General features: G+C 74.8%; 13 protein-coding genes. 9 read left to right on the forward strand and 4 right to left on the reverse strand.

Annotation, left to right across the window (positions count from 1 at the left end):
- Positions 1 to 283 precede the first annotated feature (283 nt).
- Complete coding sequence (locus E1O70_RS16565; protein WP_061267552.1) at positions 284 to 1,768, reverse strand: NAD-dependent succinate-semialdehyde dehydrogenase; 1,485 nt, start codon at positions 1,766 to 1,768, stop codon at positions 284 to 286.
- A 137-nt stretch (positions 1,769 to 1,905) separates the two neighbouring features.
- Between E1O70_RS16565 and dapA the strand changes: the two genes are divergently transcribed.
- From dapA to E1O70_RS16580, 3 genes are all read left to right on the forward strand, one after another.
- On the forward strand, positions 1,906 to 2,850 hold the full coding sequence (gene dapA / locus E1O70_RS16570) for a 4-hydroxy-tetrahydrodipicolinate synthase (RefSeq protein WP_021482387.1): 945 nt from the start codon (positions 1,906 to 1,908) through the stop codon (positions 2,848 to 2,850).
- Positions 2,851 to 2,900: 50 nt separating this feature from the next.
- Positions 2,901 to 4,586, forward strand: a complete 1,686-nt coding sequence (locus tag E1O70_RS16575) for a ribonuclease J (RefSeq protein ID WP_034655491.1) — start codon at positions 2,901 to 2,903, stop codon at positions 4,584 to 4,586.
- Positions 4,587 to 4,669: 83 nt separating this feature from the next.
- Positions 4,670 to 5,530 (forward strand): DUF4328 domain-containing protein, encoded by an 861-nt coding sequence (locus tag E1O70_RS16580; protein WP_061267553.1) that lies wholly within the window; start codon positions 4,670 to 4,672, stop codon positions 5,528 to 5,530.
- Between the two features lie 49 nt (positions 5,531 to 5,579).
- Here the strand turns inward: E1O70_RS16580 and E1O70_RS16585 are convergent, their stop codons facing one another.
- Positions 5,580 to 6,170, reverse strand: coding sequence for a TetR/AcrR family transcriptional regulator (locus E1O70_RS16585; RefSeq protein ID WP_061267554.1), 591 nt, complete (start codon positions 6,168 to 6,170; stop codon positions 5,580 to 5,582).
- Between the two features lie 102 nt (positions 6,171 to 6,272).
- On the opposite strand from E1O70_RS16585, the gene E1O70_RS16590 reads away from it, so the two are divergent.
- Together E1O70_RS16590 and E1O70_RS16595 are read left to right on the forward strand one after the other, a co-directional pair.
- Positions 6,273 to 6,683: a hypothetical protein gene (locus E1O70_RS16590; protein WP_061267555.1), complete on the forward strand. Its 411-nt coding sequence runs from the start codon at positions 6,273 to 6,275 to the stop codon at positions 6,681 to 6,683.
- A 46-nt stretch (positions 6,684 to 6,729) separates the two neighbouring features.
- The gene (locus tag E1O70_RS16595; RefSeq protein WP_061267556.1) at positions 6,730 to 7,095 is read left to right on the forward strand and encodes an Imm51 family immunity protein; all 366 of its coding nucleotides are present in this window, start codon (positions 6,730 to 6,732) and stop codon (positions 7,093 to 7,095) included.
- Positions 7,096 to 7,175: 80 nt separating this feature from the next.
- Here the strand turns inward: E1O70_RS16595 and E1O70_RS16600 are convergent, their stop codons facing one another.
- On the reverse strand, positions 7,176 to 8,081 hold the full coding sequence (locus E1O70_RS16600; RefSeq protein WP_061267557.1) for an MBL fold metallo-hydrolase: 906 nt from the start codon (positions 8,079 to 8,081) through the stop codon (positions 7,176 to 7,178).
- 121 nt (positions 8,082 to 8,202) lie between these two features.
- On the opposite strand from E1O70_RS16600, the gene E1O70_RS16605 reads away from it, so the two are divergent.
- The 4 genes from E1O70_RS16605 (at position 8,203) to E1O70_RS16620 (ending at position 12,998) form a co-directional block, all read left to right on the forward strand.
- On the forward strand, positions 8,203 to 11,037 hold the full coding sequence (locus E1O70_RS16605) for an FtsK/SpoIIIE family DNA translocase (RefSeq protein ID WP_240696744.1): 2,835 nt from the start codon (positions 8,203 to 8,205) through the stop codon (positions 11,035 to 11,037).
- A gap of 63 nt (positions 11,038 to 11,100) precedes the next feature.
- On the forward strand, positions 11,101 to 11,730 hold the full coding sequence (gene pgsA / locus E1O70_RS16610; RefSeq protein ID WP_021483781.1) for a CDP-diacylglycerol--glycerol-3-phosphate 3-phosphatidyltransferase: 630 nt from the start codon (positions 11,101 to 11,103) through the stop codon (positions 11,728 to 11,730).
- A complete protein-coding gene (locus E1O70_RS16615; protein ID WP_061267559.1) occupies positions 11,727 to 12,266 on the forward strand; it encodes a CinA family protein in 540 nt (179 codons plus the stop codon). The genes pgsA and E1O70_RS16615 overlap by 4 nt, the downstream gene beginning before the upstream one ends.
- Before the next feature lie 390 nt (positions 12,267 to 12,656).
- Complete coding sequence (locus E1O70_RS16620; RefSeq protein ID WP_021483863.1) at positions 12,657 to 12,998, forward strand: helix-turn-helix domain-containing protein; 342 nt, start codon at positions 12,657 to 12,659, stop codon at positions 12,996 to 12,998.
- A gap of 51 nt (positions 12,999 to 13,049) precedes the next feature.
- On the opposite strand, the gene E1O70_RS16625 is transcribed toward E1O70_RS16620, so the two are convergent.
- Entirely contained in the window at positions 13,050 to 13,889 is an 840-nt protein-coding gene (locus tag E1O70_RS16625) for a DNA-formamidopyrimidine glycosylase family protein (RefSeq protein WP_061267560.1), read from the reverse strand.
- Positions 13,890 to 13,926 lie beyond the last annotated feature (37 nt).

A 13,926-nucleotide genomic window follows, 5' to 3' on the forward strand; every position in this document is an offset into this window, starting at 1 on the left:
GTGGTCAACGCGGGCGTCGAGGGCACGGGCGTGGGCTCTCCGGGAGTCGGTGACGGCTGACGGCGACGACCGTGCGGCGCGCGTGGCACCGGTCACCGGTCGTCACCGGGGCGTCAGGGTACCAACGCCGCGTGAGGGCCCCGCAGGCCCGCCCGTCCTGCCGGTGACGAGGACGGCCCACGCGCCGTCGAGCACGGGGAGGGCGACCGGGATCGTCGGATCCCGGTCCGTGACCCCGTGCTCGACGGCGGCAGGGGAGAAGGGAGAAGGGAGGGGGGTGACGTCAGAGGGCGACGTAGACCGTCTCCAGGTACTCCTCGAGGCCGGCCTCGCCGCCCTCGCGGCCGAGGCCGGACTGCTTGAGCCCGCCGAACGGGGCGCTCGCGTCGGAGACGAGGCCGCGGTTGACGCCGATCATGCCGGCCTCGACCTCCTCGGAGACGCGCACGGCCCGGTCGAGCGACGTCGTGTACGCGTAGGCGGCGAGCCCGTACTCGGTCGCGTTCGCGAGCGCGATGCCCTCGTCGTCGTCGCCGAACGCGACGACGGGGGCCACCGGGCCGAAGATCTCCTCGGTGACGACGCGCGCGTCCGGGTCGACGCCCGACAGGACGGTGGGGGAGTAGAAGTACCCGGGGGAGCGGGGCCGCTCCGCGCCGGTGAGCACCTGGGCCCCGCCGTCGACGGCCGCGTCGACGAGCTCGGCGACCTTGTCGACGGCCTTCGCCTCGATGAGCGGCCCGACCTGCGTCCCGTCCTGGGCGCCCGGCCCGACCCGCAGGTCCGCGAACGCGGTGGCGAGGCGCTGGGAGAACTCCCGCGCGACGGCGTCGTGCACGAGGAAGCGGTTCGCCGCCACGCAGGACTGCCCCGCGTTGCGGAGCTTCGCGACGACGGCGCCCTCGACCGCCGCGTCGAGGTCGGCGTCCGCGAAGACGAGGAACGGGGCGTTGCCGCCGAGCTCCATCGAGGTGCGCAGCACCTGGGCGGACGCCTTCTCGAGCAGCGTGCGCCCGACGGGCGTCGAGCCGGTGAACGACAGCTTGCGCAGGCGCTCGTCCGCGAGGAGCGGCTCGGTGACGTCGGCGGCGCGCGACGACGGGACGACGTTGACGACGCCCGTCGGCAGCCCGCGGTCGGCGAGCTCGGAACGGATCACCTCCGCCACGAGCGCCGTCGTCAGCGGGGTGAGCCGCGCGGGCTTGACGACGACCGTGCACCCGGCGGCCAGCGCCGGGCCGATCTTGCGCGTCGCCATGGCGATCGGGAAGTTCCACGGCGTGACGAGCAGCGCGGGCCCCACGGGCCGGCGGAAGACGAGCTGGCGGTTGCCGCCCGCGGGCGCGGTCCGCGCGAGCCCGTCGGCGCGGACCGCCTGCTCCGCGTACCAGCGCAGGAAGTCCGCGCCGTAGAGCACCTCGGCGCGCGCCTCGGCGAGCGGCTTGCCGCACTCGGCCGTGATGAGCGCGGCCACGTCGTCGGCCCGCGCGACGACCCGGTCGTAGACGGCGCGCAGCACCTCCCCCCGCTCGCGCGGGGGCGTCGCGCGCCACGCGGGCGCCGCACGGTGCGCGGCGTCGAGCGCGCGCAGCGCGTCCGCCGGGCTCGCGTCCGCGACGTCGAACAGCGACTCCTCGGTCGCCGGGTCCTCGACCTCGAAGGTCCGCCCGCCCTCCGCAGGACCCCAGTGGCCGTCCACGAGCAGCCCGGTGGGCACGTGGGCGACGAGCGCGGGGGAGAGGTTCGACGTCGAGGCGGGGCGGGACATGCTCCGAGTATCGCCCTGGGGGTCGCGGGGACGCACCCGGGCGAGCGGTGCGGAGCGCCGGGCCCCCGCCGCGTACGCCGCCCGGCCGCTGCCGGACGGGCGCGGTGCGACGACCCGCCGCACGGTAGTTTGTGCACATGGTCCTTCCCGCCACCCCCGCGCGCCCGTTCGGTGCCGTCCTCACGGCCATGGTCACCCCGATGACGCCCGACGGCGCCGTCGACCTCGAGGCGGCGGCCCGGCTCGCGAAGCGCCTGGTGGACGACGGGAACGACGGCCTCGTGCTGAGCGGCACGACGGGCGAGTCGCCCACGACCCACGCTCCCGAGAAGCAGGACCTCGTGCGCGCCGTCGTCGAGGCGGTCGGCGACCGCGCGGCGGTCCTCGCGGGCGCCGGGTCCAACGACACCGACCACGCGCTGCGCATGGCCGAGCAGGCGGCCGAGGCGGGGGCGGACGGGCTCCTCGTCGTCACCCCGTACTACTCGCGCCCCGGCCAGGAGGGCGTCTACCGCCACGTCGTCGCGATCGCCGAGGCGGCCGACCTCCCCGTCATGCTGTACGACGTCCCCGGCCGCACCGGGGTGCGCATCGCTCCCGACACGTACGCGCGCCTCGCGGCGCACGAGCGGGTCGTGGCGACCAAGGACGCGACGGGCGACGTCTACGCCGCCGCGAAGCTCGCCGCCTCGACGGGCCTCGCCTTCTACAGCGGCGACGACGGGCTGCTGCTCCCGTTCCTCGCGCACGGCGCCGCGGGTATCGTCTCCGTGTCGGCGCACGCCGTCGCGCCGCAGTTCGCGGAGGTCGTGCGCCGCTTCGACGCCGGCGACCCGGCGGGCGCGCTCGAGGTCTTCCTCACCACGACGCCCGTCATCGACGCGCTCAACGGTGCCGGCTTCCAGGCCGTCATGGCCAAGGCCGCCGTCGAGCTGCTCGGCGTCACCGACAACCGTTTCCTGCGCCTGCCGAACGTCGCGGCGACCGAGGACGACGTCGCGCTCGTGCGCGACGCCCTCGCCGCCGCGGGCGTGCTCGCGGGCGCGACCACCGCGGCAGACGCTGCCGCACCCACGAACTAGCGAGGGCAGGAGCCCTCGAAACCCCCGGCTCAGCCACGACAGGAGGCCCCGTGAGCCATCCCCACCCCGAACTCTCCCTGCCTCCCGAGCTCCCCGCCGGAGGGCTGCGCATCGTCGCCCTCGGCGGTCTCGGTGAGGTCGGCCGCAACATGGCCGTCCTCGAGTACGACGGGCGCCTGCTCGTCATCGACTGCGGCGTCCTCTTCCCCGAGGACAACCAGCCCGGCGTCGACCTCATCCTCCCGGACTTCGACTACATCGCGGACCGGCTGGACGACATCGAGGCGATCGTCCTCACGCACGGCCACGAGGACCACATCGGCGCCGTGCCCTACCTCCTGCGCCTGCGTCGCGACATCCCGCTCGTCGGGTCGCAGCTCACGCTCGCGTTCGTCGAGGCGAAGCTCAAGGAGCACCGCATCTCGCCCGTGACCCTCGCGGTCAAGGAGGGGCAGGTCGAGCAGCTCGGCGTGTTCCGCTGCGAGTTCGTCGCCGTGAACCACTCGATCCCCGACGCGCTCGCGGTCGCGGTGACGACCGGCGCCGGGACCGTGCTGCACACGGGCGACTTCAAGATGGACCAGCTCCCGCTCGACGGGCGCATCACCGACCTGCGCGCGTTCGCGCGCCTGGGCGAGCAGGGCGTCGACCTGTTCATGGTCGACTCGACCAACGCCGAGGTGCCCGGGTTCGTCACGCCCGAGGTCGAGATCGGCCCGGTGCTCGACAACGTCTTCGCCGCCTCCGAGAAGCGCATCATCGTCGCGTCGTTCTCGTCGCACGTGCACCGCGTGCAGCAGGTCCTCAACGCCGCGCACCACCACGGCCGCCGCGTCGCGCTCGTCGGGCGCTCGATGGTCCGCAACATGACGATCGCGTCCGAGCTCGGGTACCTCCACGTGCCCGAGGGCGTGCTCATCGACCTCAAGAAGGTCGACTCGCTGCGCGACGACGAGATCGTGCTCATGTGCACGGGTTCGCAGGGCGAGCCGATGGCCGCCCTGTCGCGCATGGCGAACGGCGACCACAAGGTCCAGGTCGGCCACGGCGACACCGTCATCCTCGCGTCGTCGCTCATCCCGGGCAACGAGAACGCCGTCTTCCGCATCATCAACGGCCTCACGCGCCTCGGCGCGCGCGTCGTGCACGGCGGCAACGCCAAGGTGCACGTGTCCGGCCACGCGAGCGCGGGCGAGCTCCTCTACTGCTACAACGTGCTCAAGCCCAAGAACGTCATGCCGGTGCACGGCGAGGTCCGCCACCTCGTCGCCAACGGGGCGCTCGCGGTCCGCACGGGCGTGCCGGCCGACCGGGTCGTGCTCGCCGAGGACGGCGTCGTCGTCGACCTCGTCGACGGGCGCGCGTCCGTCGTGGGGGCCGTGCCGTGCGGGTACGTGTACGTCGACGGGTCGAGCGTCGGCGAGATCACGGACGCCGAGCTCAAGGACCGCCGCATCCTCGGCGAGGAGGGCTTCGTCTCCGTGTTCGCCGTCGTCGACTCCGCGACGGGCAAGGTCCTCGCGGGGCCGCAGATCCTCGCGCGCGGGTTCGCCGAGGACGACAAGGTGTTCCAGGACATCCAGCCCGAGGTCGTCAAGGCGCTCGAGGACGCGATCGCCGGCGGCGCGACGGACACGCACCAGCTCCAGCAGGTCATGCGCCGCGTCATCGGCCGGTGGGTCTCCAACCGCCTGCGCCGTCGTCCGATGATCGTCCCGGTCGTCGTCGAGGCGTAGCCTCCGCGACCGGCGTCGGACCGGTCTCCGCCCAGGTCGGGGCGCCAGTATGCTGGCGCCCCGACCAGCGCAGGAGGCACCCCTTGACGCACCACGACCCCTCCGGGGTCCCGCCCTACGGACAGCCCGGCGGCCCCGTCCCCGGTCAGCCTTCGGCGCCCGGCCGGCCGGTACCGCAGTACGGCGCGTACGGCACCGCGCCCGTCCCCGCGTACGGGCAGGCGGCTCCCTCGCCCGCGGGTCCCTCCGCGCTGACGCCGCCCTCGGCACCCGTGTACGGGCAGCCGACGGCCCCGGCGTACGGCGGCGGGTACGGCTACGTCCCGCGACCGCCCGTCCCCGGGGGCCTCGCGACGGGGACGATCGCGCTCGCGGTCGCGGTCACCGCCGTGCAGGTGCTGGCCTGGGTCACGTCGTTCGGCGCGGCCGAGGAGTTCGAGCGCGCCGCCCGCGCCGGCACCCCGAGCGCCGAGGTCCTCACCGGGTACGACGCCGTGGGCCTGCTGCTCCTTCCCGTCCAGCTCGCCGCGGCGATCGTGACGTGCCTGTGGCTGTGGCAGAGCCGCGTGCTCGCCGAGGCCGTGTCGCCCGCGCACGGGCACGCGCGCAGCCGGGTGTGGGTCTGGCTCGGGTGGATCGTGCCGGTCGTCGCGTTGTGGTTCCCGTACCAGGTCGTGCGCGACGTGCGCGCCGCGACCGTCGTCGCCCCGCGCCGCGGCCTCGGGTGGTGGTGGGCCGGGTGGATCCTGTGGAGCGTCGCGACGAACGTCGCCACGCAGCTGACGACGCTCTCCTCGGCCGGTGCGGCCGGGACCTTCGCGCTGCTGCCCGTCGCGGAGACGGTGGGCACCGCGGGCGTCGTCCTCGCGCTCGTCCTGTGGGTGCGCACCGTCCGCGAGATCACCGCGGGCCAGCGTGCCGCCACGGGAGTCGACGCCCGGTGACCGCGCGTCCGCTCGCCGTGGGCAGGCGGACGGGCCTGCTGCTCCTGGCCTAGGTGTCGGCGTCGCGTCGCACGAGCCCCGGACCGACGGCGGCGAGCGTCGCGGCGTAGCGCGCCGCCCGGGCGTCGTCCCCGCCGGGCACGAGGCCCGCGAGCTCGAGCGAGACCAGGCCGTGCACGAGCCCCCAGAGGCCGAGCGCGACGTCGGCGGCACCCGCGTCCTCGGGGACGAGGCGCGCGACGGCGTCGCGCAGCACGCGGAACGTGGGCTCCTCGACCGCCTCGGGCCGGTCCGGCCCCGGCCGGACGCCGCGCGCGAACATCACGGCGTAGAAGTGCGGGTCGGCCAGCGCGAAGTCGCGGTACGCGCGACCGAGGGCCGCCAGGTCGGCAGCGGGGTCGTCGGTGCGGGGGACGGTCGCGAGGCGTGCGGCGAAGCGCCGGAAGCCCTCCGCGGAGACGGCGGCGACGAGCTCGTCGCGGCTGCCGAAGAGCGCGTAGACCGCCGACGCGCTCGTCCCGGCCTCGGTCGCGACCGACCGGACCGTCACCGCGGCCTCCCCGTGCGTGGAGACGGCGCGCGACGCCACGTCGAGGAGGCGGTCGCGCAGGGCGTCGTCGTGCAGTCGGGGTCGTGCCACGCGCCGAGTCTAGGGGCCTTGACGAGCGGTCGCGAACGATGTTCTATAACAGTGTTCGCAAACCGGTGCGCGAGCTCTCGCGCCGCTCCCTCGGAGGTCCCCGTGCTCGAGCTCACCGACGCCGCCCGCCTCACCGCCGGCATCGTCCTTCTCACCGTCGTCGGCATCGAGTCCGGCGGGGCCTTCCTCGTCCGGGTCGTGACACGGCGGGTCCCGGCCACCGCGTTCCAGACGTCGTTCTTTCGCGCCGGGCACGCGCACGCGGGGGTTCTCGTCATCCTCGGTCTGGTGTGCCTACTCCTCACGGAGGCCACGGGCCTCGCCGGCCCCTGGCGCTGGCTCGCGGCGACCGGCGTGCTCGTCGCGGCGATCCTGCTCCCGGCCGGCTTCTTCCTGTCGGCCGTCGGCCCCGGTCGCGAGACGCCGAACCGGGCCGTCGCGCTGCTGCCCGCGGGGGCCGTCGTCCTCGCGGCGGGCGTCGTGACCCTCGCCGTCGGCCTCTTCCTCGGCTGACCGACCCCGGGAGCCTGACGTGGGTGGCTCTCGCTACGGTTCCGGCATGACCACCGCCGAGGACTTCGTCCCGCTCGACCCCGTCCGTCTCGTCACGCTGGCCCAGGGGTGGAGCATCATCTACTCGCCCGGCGGGCCGGAGTGGCACCACCACCAGGGTGCGCTCGAGCGGCACGGCGTCGAGGGCTCGGGCTACGACTTCTCCGGCGCGCTCCAGGCCACGCTGACCGACCACGAGCCGGACGTGCTGGGGGCCGTCGGGTTCGACCCCGAGGGCGGCATGGTGAGCGTCTACGGCTCCGACCTCGACGCCCTGCACGTCGCGGCGCGGCACCTGCACCGCCTCGTCACCGACGAGCGGGCCCTCGACGCGGCGCTCGCCCGGTCGGTCGAGCTCGGGCTCGACGACTGAGCGCGGAGCGCGGCGGGTCCAGGAGGCCTCGTGTCGTCGGACCGCGGTTCCGCGATCCGGGCACGACCGCTCGGGCGGCCTCAGCGCGCGCGCAGCGCGGCGAGCTGCTCGTCGTGCCACGTCGCGACGTAGCCGGTGAGCCGGTCGTCGGCCACCACGGCGTCCGTGTGCACGACCGCGTGCTCCAGCGCGTCGAGGTAGGCGCGGTCGGCCGCGAAGCGCGCGGCGACGGCGGCACGGCCGACGGCCGGGCTCCCGTGGCCCGGGACGAGCGCGTCGACGTCGCGCGCCGCGAGCTCGAGCGCGTCGAGCGCCCCGCGGTACGTGCGCACCGGGTCGCGCGACCCGGTGTCGACGAGCGGCACCTCCACGTCCGAGAGCATGTCGCCCGCGAGCAGCACGCCCCGCACGACGAGGGCCGCGTGGCCCGGCGCGTGGGCGTCGTGCTCGACCACGACGACGTCGGTCTTCCCGTCGGCCTGCGCGTCGGCTCGCTCCTCGGCCTGCCCGGGGTCCGGTGCTGTCGGCCACGGCAGGCGTCGTGCGCCGCGGGGGAGCGGCGTGAGCGCGCCGACGAGCGTCGGGTCGTGGCCGGGCGCGGCGGCGTCGGTCGCGGTGACCAGGTCCCCTCCCCGCGCCCGGACGGCGTCGGCGCCGCGGGCCGTGGCGTAGCGTGGGGCGTCGCCCAAGGAGCGGGACCACAGCACGTGGTCCCAGTGCGGATGGGTCGCGAACCCGGCCGTCACGCGCCAGCCACGGCCGTGGATGGCGGCTGCCAGCGCCTCGACCTCCTCGACCGTGACCGCGGGGTCGACGACGAGCGCCGCGCCGTCGGGCGCGACCACGACCGTCGACGTCGTGGCCCAGATCGTCGCGGTGGCCACCCAGACACACGGGCGGACCTCCACGAGGTCGCGCGCGTGCGCCTGCTCGCCGTCCGTGGTCGCGTCGGCGGTGCTGCGCCGCACGCCCGCGTGATCGTCCATCGGTCCTCCGCTCGTCCTCGCGGGACCGGGTCGCGGGCCCGTGCCCGGACCCCGGTCCGCCGGGGACACGCGCCCCGGGGTCCCGGGCGCCGTCGTCCCCCGCAGGTAGGTTAGGACCACTATGGCGACCCGCACGTCCCCGCAGGCACGTCGGACCGCGAGCAACCGCACACCAGCGCCCCGCACCGCGGCGCGCGGCGGTTCGTCCACGGCCCGCGGCACGTCGCGCGCCGGAACCGGTCGCGGACGGTCCTCCTCGTCCAGCGCGCGCCGCCCGGCGCGTCGCCCGGCGGCAGGGCCGCCGTGGCCCGTCCGGGCGGTGCGGGGGGTCTGGCTCGGCGCCGCGCACGGCGTGGGATCGCTCGTGCGCACCATCGGAAGAGGAGCAAGAGAGCTGGACCCGGCACACCGGCGCGACGGCGTCGCGTTCACCCTCATCGCCCTCGCGGTCGTCGTCGCGGCCCGCGAGTGGTGGGGCATCCAGGGCACGTTCGGCAAGGTCGTCCACGGCGTCGTCGCGGGGACGTTCGGTCTCGCCGGCGTCGCGGTCCCGGTCCTGCTGCTCTGGCTCGCGGTGCGCATCATGCGGCACCCCGAGCGCGCCCAGGCGAACTCGCGCGTCGCGATCGGGCTCACGCTCATCGTCGTGTCCGTGTGCTCCCTCGTGCACATCTCGGAGGACCTGCCCGCGCCGCGCGACGGCTTCGCGGCGGTGCAGGACGCGGGGGGCATCGTCGGCTACCTGGCGGCGACACCCGTGACCGCCGGGCTGACACCGTGGTTTGCCGTGCCGATCTTCCTGCTGCTCGGGTTCTTCGGGCTGCTCGTCGTCACCGCGACGCCCGTGCACCGCATCCCGAGCCGGCTGCGCGGCCTCTACGATGTGCTGACCGGCAACCACCGCACCGAGGACGACGCGCTCGACGAGGACGGGCTCCCGCTCGCGGAGGGCGTCTCGCGCCACGACGGCAGCGAGCCGCCGACGGGTCGCCGACCGCGCAAGCCGCGGCGCACCAAGGCGCAGCGCGCGGCGGAGGCGGCCGAGATCGAGAAGCCCGAGGGCGGCTTCTCGGGCGACGAGGCCTTCGAGACGGCCGCGTTCCTCGACTACGAGGACGACGTGCCGCGCGGTCGGGGGAAGAAGCGTCGCGCGGAGGAGCCGGCCGCCGGTACCGCTGCCACGGAGGTGGTCCCCGCCGTCGGGCAGGGGGCCGCGCAGGACACGGCGGCGGCCGCGATGGGCGCGGTCGCGCCCTCCCCGGAGGACGGCGTCGGCAGCGTGCCGCCGCCCCCGCCCGGCCCGATGCCCCGGGGCGTGCAGCCCATGCTCGAGGGCGACACGGTCTACCTGCTCCCGGACGAGGACGCGCTCGTCAAGGGCGCGCCGCACAAGGTGCGTTCCGCCGCGAACGACCGCGTGGTCGAGGCGCTCACGCAGACGTTCGAGCAGTTCGAGGTCGACGCGAAGGTCACCGGGTTCACGCGCGGCCCGACGGTCACGCGCTACGAGGTCGAGGTCGGGCCCAAGGTCAAGGTCGAGCGCATCACGTCGCTGTCCAACAACATCGCGTACGCGGTGGCCAGCGCCGACGTGCGCATCCTCGCGCCGATCCCCGGCAAGTCGGCCATCGGCATCGAGATCCCCAACACGGACCGCGAGACGGTCGTGCTCGGCGACGTCCTGCGGTCGTCGGCCGCGCGGCGCACCGAGCACCCCATGGTCATGGGCGTGGGCAAGGACGTCGAGGGCGGCTATGTCGTCGCGAACCTCGCGAAGATGCCGCACATCCTCGTCGCGGGCGCGACGGGCGCGGGCAAGTCGAGCTTCATCAACTCCATGATCACGTCGATCCTCATGCGCTCGACGCCGGAGCAGGTGCGGCTCGTGCTCGTGGACCCCAAGCGCGTCGAGCTGACGATCTACGAGGGCATCCCGCACCTCATCACGCCCATCATCACGAACCCGAAGAAGGCCGCGGAGGCCCTCGACTGGGTCGTCCGCGAGATGGACGCCCGCTACGACGACCTCGCCGCGTTCGGGTTCAAGCACATCGACGACTTCAACGCCGCCGTCCGCGCCGGCAAGGTCAAGCCGCTGCCCGGCTCCGAGCGCAAGATCGCGACGTACCCGTACCTGCTGGTCGTCGTCGACGAGCTCGCCGACCTCATGATGGTCGCCCCGCGCGACGTCGAGGCCTCGATCCAGCGCATCACGCAGCTCGCGCGTGCGGCAGGCATCCACCTGGTGCTCGCGACGCAGCGACCGTCGGTCGACGTCGTGACGGGCCTCATCAAGGCGAACGTGCCGTCGCGGCTCGCGTTCGCGACGTCGTCCCTCGCGGACTCGCGCGTCGTGCTCGACCAGCCGGGCGCGGAGAAGCTCATCGGCCAGGGCGACGCCCTGTTCCTGCCCATGGGCGCGGCCAAGCCCATGCGCGTGCAGGGCGCGTGGGTCTCGGAGTCCGAGGTGCACGCCGTCGTCGAGCACGTGAAGAGCCAGCTCAAGCCCGTCTATCGCGAGGACGTCACGCAGGCGGCCACGAAGAAGCAGATCGACGAGGACATCGGCGACGACCTCGACCTGCTGCTCCAGGCGGCCGAGCTCGTCGTGACGTCGCAGTTCGGCTCGACGTCGATGCTCCAGCGCAAGCTGCGCGTCGGGTTCGCCAAGGCGGGTCGCCTCATGGACCTCCTGGAGTCGCGCGAGATCGTCGGCCCGTCCGAGGGGTCCAAGGCCCGCGAGGTGCTCGTGACGCCCGAGGAGCTGCCGTCGGCGCTCGCCCTCATCCGGGGCGAGCCCGCGCAGGACGTCTTCGACGGCCAGGCGCCCGCCGCGGCCGCCGCGCCGTCGGGCGCAGGGGGCGGCCACGACTACGGCGAGGGCACCGACGGGCACATGCCCCCGGCCGCGACGGAGTACCACGACGGCGCCGACGTGGAGTCGGGCTGGCGGTGACCCGGGCACCCGGTGGTGCCGCCGACGGTCGGCGCACCCCGGACGACCCCCTAGGCTGGTGACGTGGTCAACGCCGTCCCCTCGCCGTGGAACTCCGCGAACCTCGTCACCATGGCGAGGATCCTGCTCGTCCCGTTCTTCGCGTGGGCGCTCCTCGTCGACGGCGGGGAGTCCGTCACGTGGCGCCTCGTCGCGACGGGCATCTTCGTCCTCGCCGCCACGTCGGACCGCCTCGACGGCTACCTCGCGCGGCGCTACGACCTCGTCACGGACCTGGGCAAGCTCCTCGACCCCATCGCGGACAAGCTGCTCGTGGGCACCGCCCTCGTGCTGCTCGCGTGGCCGCTCGGCGAGCTGCCCTGGTGGGTCCCCGTCGTCGTGCTCGCGCGCGAGCTGGGCGTGACGCTCCTGCGGTTCGCCGTCCTCAAGTACGCGGTCATGCCCGCGTCCCGCGGCGGGAAGCTCAAGACCGTGCTGCAGACCGTCGCGATCACGCTCTTCGTGCTGCCGCTCGCGCACCTGCCGGCGTTCGTCGGCGTCGTCGCCTGGATCGTCCTCGCCGCGGCCATCCTCGTGACCGTCGTGACCGGCCTGGAGTACGCGTACCAGGGCTGGCGCCTGCGCCGCGACGCGGTGCGCGCGGCCCGGGTCGTCGAGCGGGGTCCGAGCACGGACGGCGCGCCCGTCTCGTGACCGACCACGCTCCCGTCGCGCCGGGGAGCTCGTCGGTCACCGGCCCGGACGTCCGGTCCGACGTCGTCGAGCTGCTCGGCGCTCTGGAGGCCCGCGGGTGGACCCTCGCGACGGCCGAGTCGCTCACGGGCGGCCTGCTCAGCGCGACGATCGTCGACGTGCCCGGCGCCTCGCGCGTGCTCCGGGGCGCCGTCGTCGCGTACGCGACCGACGTCAAGGAGTCGGTCCTCGGCGTCGACGGCGGCCTGCTCGCCGCGCACGGGGCCGTGCACCCGGAGGTCGCGCGCCAGATGGCCGAGCGCGTGCGCGGCGTGCTGGGGGCCGACGTCGGGATCGCGACCACGGGCGTCGCGGGTCCCGACCCGCAGGACGGCCAGGATCCGGGCACCGTCTTCGTCGCCGCGAGCGGACCGGGGGGCACGAAGGTGCGAGAGCTGCACCTGGCGGGCGACCGCGCGGCCGTCCGCGCCGCCACCGTGGCCGCCGCGGTGGCGCTCGCGCGCGCGGCGTTCGGACCCCGGCCGCCGACGGCGTGACGATGCCCCCTGCCGGGTGAAATCGTCGGCGGGAGCGTCGGCCGCCCGGCCGGGCGTGGACCGGGCCGGAGGCGTCGTGGAGACGTCGTGAACGTGCCGCGGGGGAGCGGCCGGGAGGCCCGGCGCGGGAACAACACCCCACGTCGCGACGTTGCACAGCACGTGATCGCCAACAGGACCGTCAACCGACCGGTGGGACGCACGGACAACGCGCCCGCGCCCCGTCCCGCACGGGGCACCGGCGACGTGAGCGGCCCGCGGGCGGGGTACGGTAGGACGACCCCGTCACGCGGGGCAGTGAACAGGAAGACCGGCACGAGCAGTTCGCGCACCCAGGTGGGGGCCTCTCCGGCTCCCGGGGGCGCACGGGACACGGAAGGGGGTCGCCAGATGATTGTTCTTCGACGAGAGATCGGGGACGTGCTGCGAGACGCTCGCCAGCGACAGGGGCGCACCCTGCGAGAGGTGTCCTCCGCCGCACGGGTCTCGCTGGGCTACCTCAGCGAGGTCGAGCGCGGTCAGAAGGAAGCGTCGTCGGAGCTCCTCGGCTCGATCTGCGAGGCGCTCGACATCCCGATGTCGTTGGTGCTGCGCGAGGTCAGCGACCGGGTCGCCGTCGCCGAGGGTCTGCTGATCCCCGACACCATCCCGGCCGACTTTGCGACGGCCGTGCTGGGTCGTCAGCATCCCGAGGGCACGGCACGCCGCGAGGACCTGCAGCCCGTCGGCTGACGGTCGGGCCGGGACCGGCCGCACCGGGAGCGGGGGCAGCGACGCCCGCCGTCATCCTGCTGCGGGCGGTGCCTGGCAGGTCGGACACCAGAAGATCGGACGGTCGTACGGGGGCTCGTTCGCCGTACCTTCCGCGACAGGCGTGCCGCACACGTGGCACGCCTTTCGTGTGCGCCCGTGCACGTGCCGCACGACGCCGGCGCGCGGGTCGAACCCGTGCCGCACCGTGCGCTGCATGAGCGTGCGTGCCGTGAGCAGGAGGCCCTCGAGGTCCTCGACGTCGCGGACGGGCGTCCACGGGTAGACGTGCTCGGCGAAGAGCGACTCGGCCGTGTAGATCGTGCCGATGCCGGCGACGAGGTGCTGGTCGAGCAGGGCCTCCGCGACGGGCACACCCGTTGCGGCCCGCTCCGGCCGGTACCGGGGGCCGCTCCCGCCCGCCGCGTCGTCGGCCCGCATCCGCGCGGCCGCCTCGGGCAGCCCGGTCTCCGGGAAGTCGTCGCCGAGCACGTCGGGCCCCAGCGGCCCGACGATCACGCGCTCGTCCGCGGTGCGCAGCACGTGCAGCATGCCGATCCGGTTCCCGACCGCCGTCCACCACTCGTTCGCGAGGACGACGCGCACGTTCGGCTCCGCCCCGCGCGCGTCGTGCGTGCCCGTCCGGGCGAGCCGCCACGACCCCTCCATGCGCAGGTGCGTGTGCAGGGACCGGCCGTCGTCGAACCGCGTGAACAGGTGCTTCCCGTAGGCCTGGTTCCCGACGACCGTCCGACCGACCAGGTCGATCTCCGCGGCGCTCGGCCACCGCAGGTCCGAGCGGACCAGCACCCGGTCCTTGAGCGCCTCGTCGAGCCGGGCCGAGACGAGACGCAGGATGTCACCCTCGGGCACGCGACCGCCCTCCGTGGTCGGGGGCGCGCGACGACCG

The sequence above is a fragment of the Cellulosimicrobium funkei genome, assembly GCF_004519295.1.
In the GTDB taxonomy this organism is placed as follows: domain Bacteria; phylum Actinomycetota; class Actinomycetes; order Actinomycetales; family Cellulomonadaceae; genus Cellulosimicrobium; species Cellulosimicrobium funkei.

Bases quoted from the DNA above. Each gene is read 5' to 3' on its own strand.
- E1O70_RS16565 (WP_061267552.1), bottom strand. From the start codon at position 1,768: ATGTCCCGCCCCGCCTCGACGTCGAACCTCTCCCCCGCGCTCGTCGCC.
- dapA (WP_021482387.1), top strand. From the start codon at position 1,906: ATGGTCCTTCCCGCCACCCCCGCGCGCCCGTTCGGTGCCGTCCTCACG.
- E1O70_RS16595 (WP_061267556.1), top strand. From the start codon at position 6,730: ATGACCACCGCCGAGGACTTCGTCCCGCTCGACCCCGTCCGTCTCGTC.
- E1O70_RS16600 (WP_061267557.1), bottom strand. From the start codon at position 8,081: ATGGACGATCACGCGGGCGTGCGGCGCAGCACCGCCGACGCGACCACG.
- E1O70_RS16605 (WP_240696744.1), top strand. From the start codon at position 8,203: ATGGCGACCCGCACGTCCCCGCAGGCACGTCGGACCGCGAGCAACCGC.
- E1O70_RS16620 (WP_021483863.1), top strand. From the start codon at position 12,657: ATGATTGTTCTTCGACGAGAGATCGGGGACGTGCTGCGAGACGCTCGC.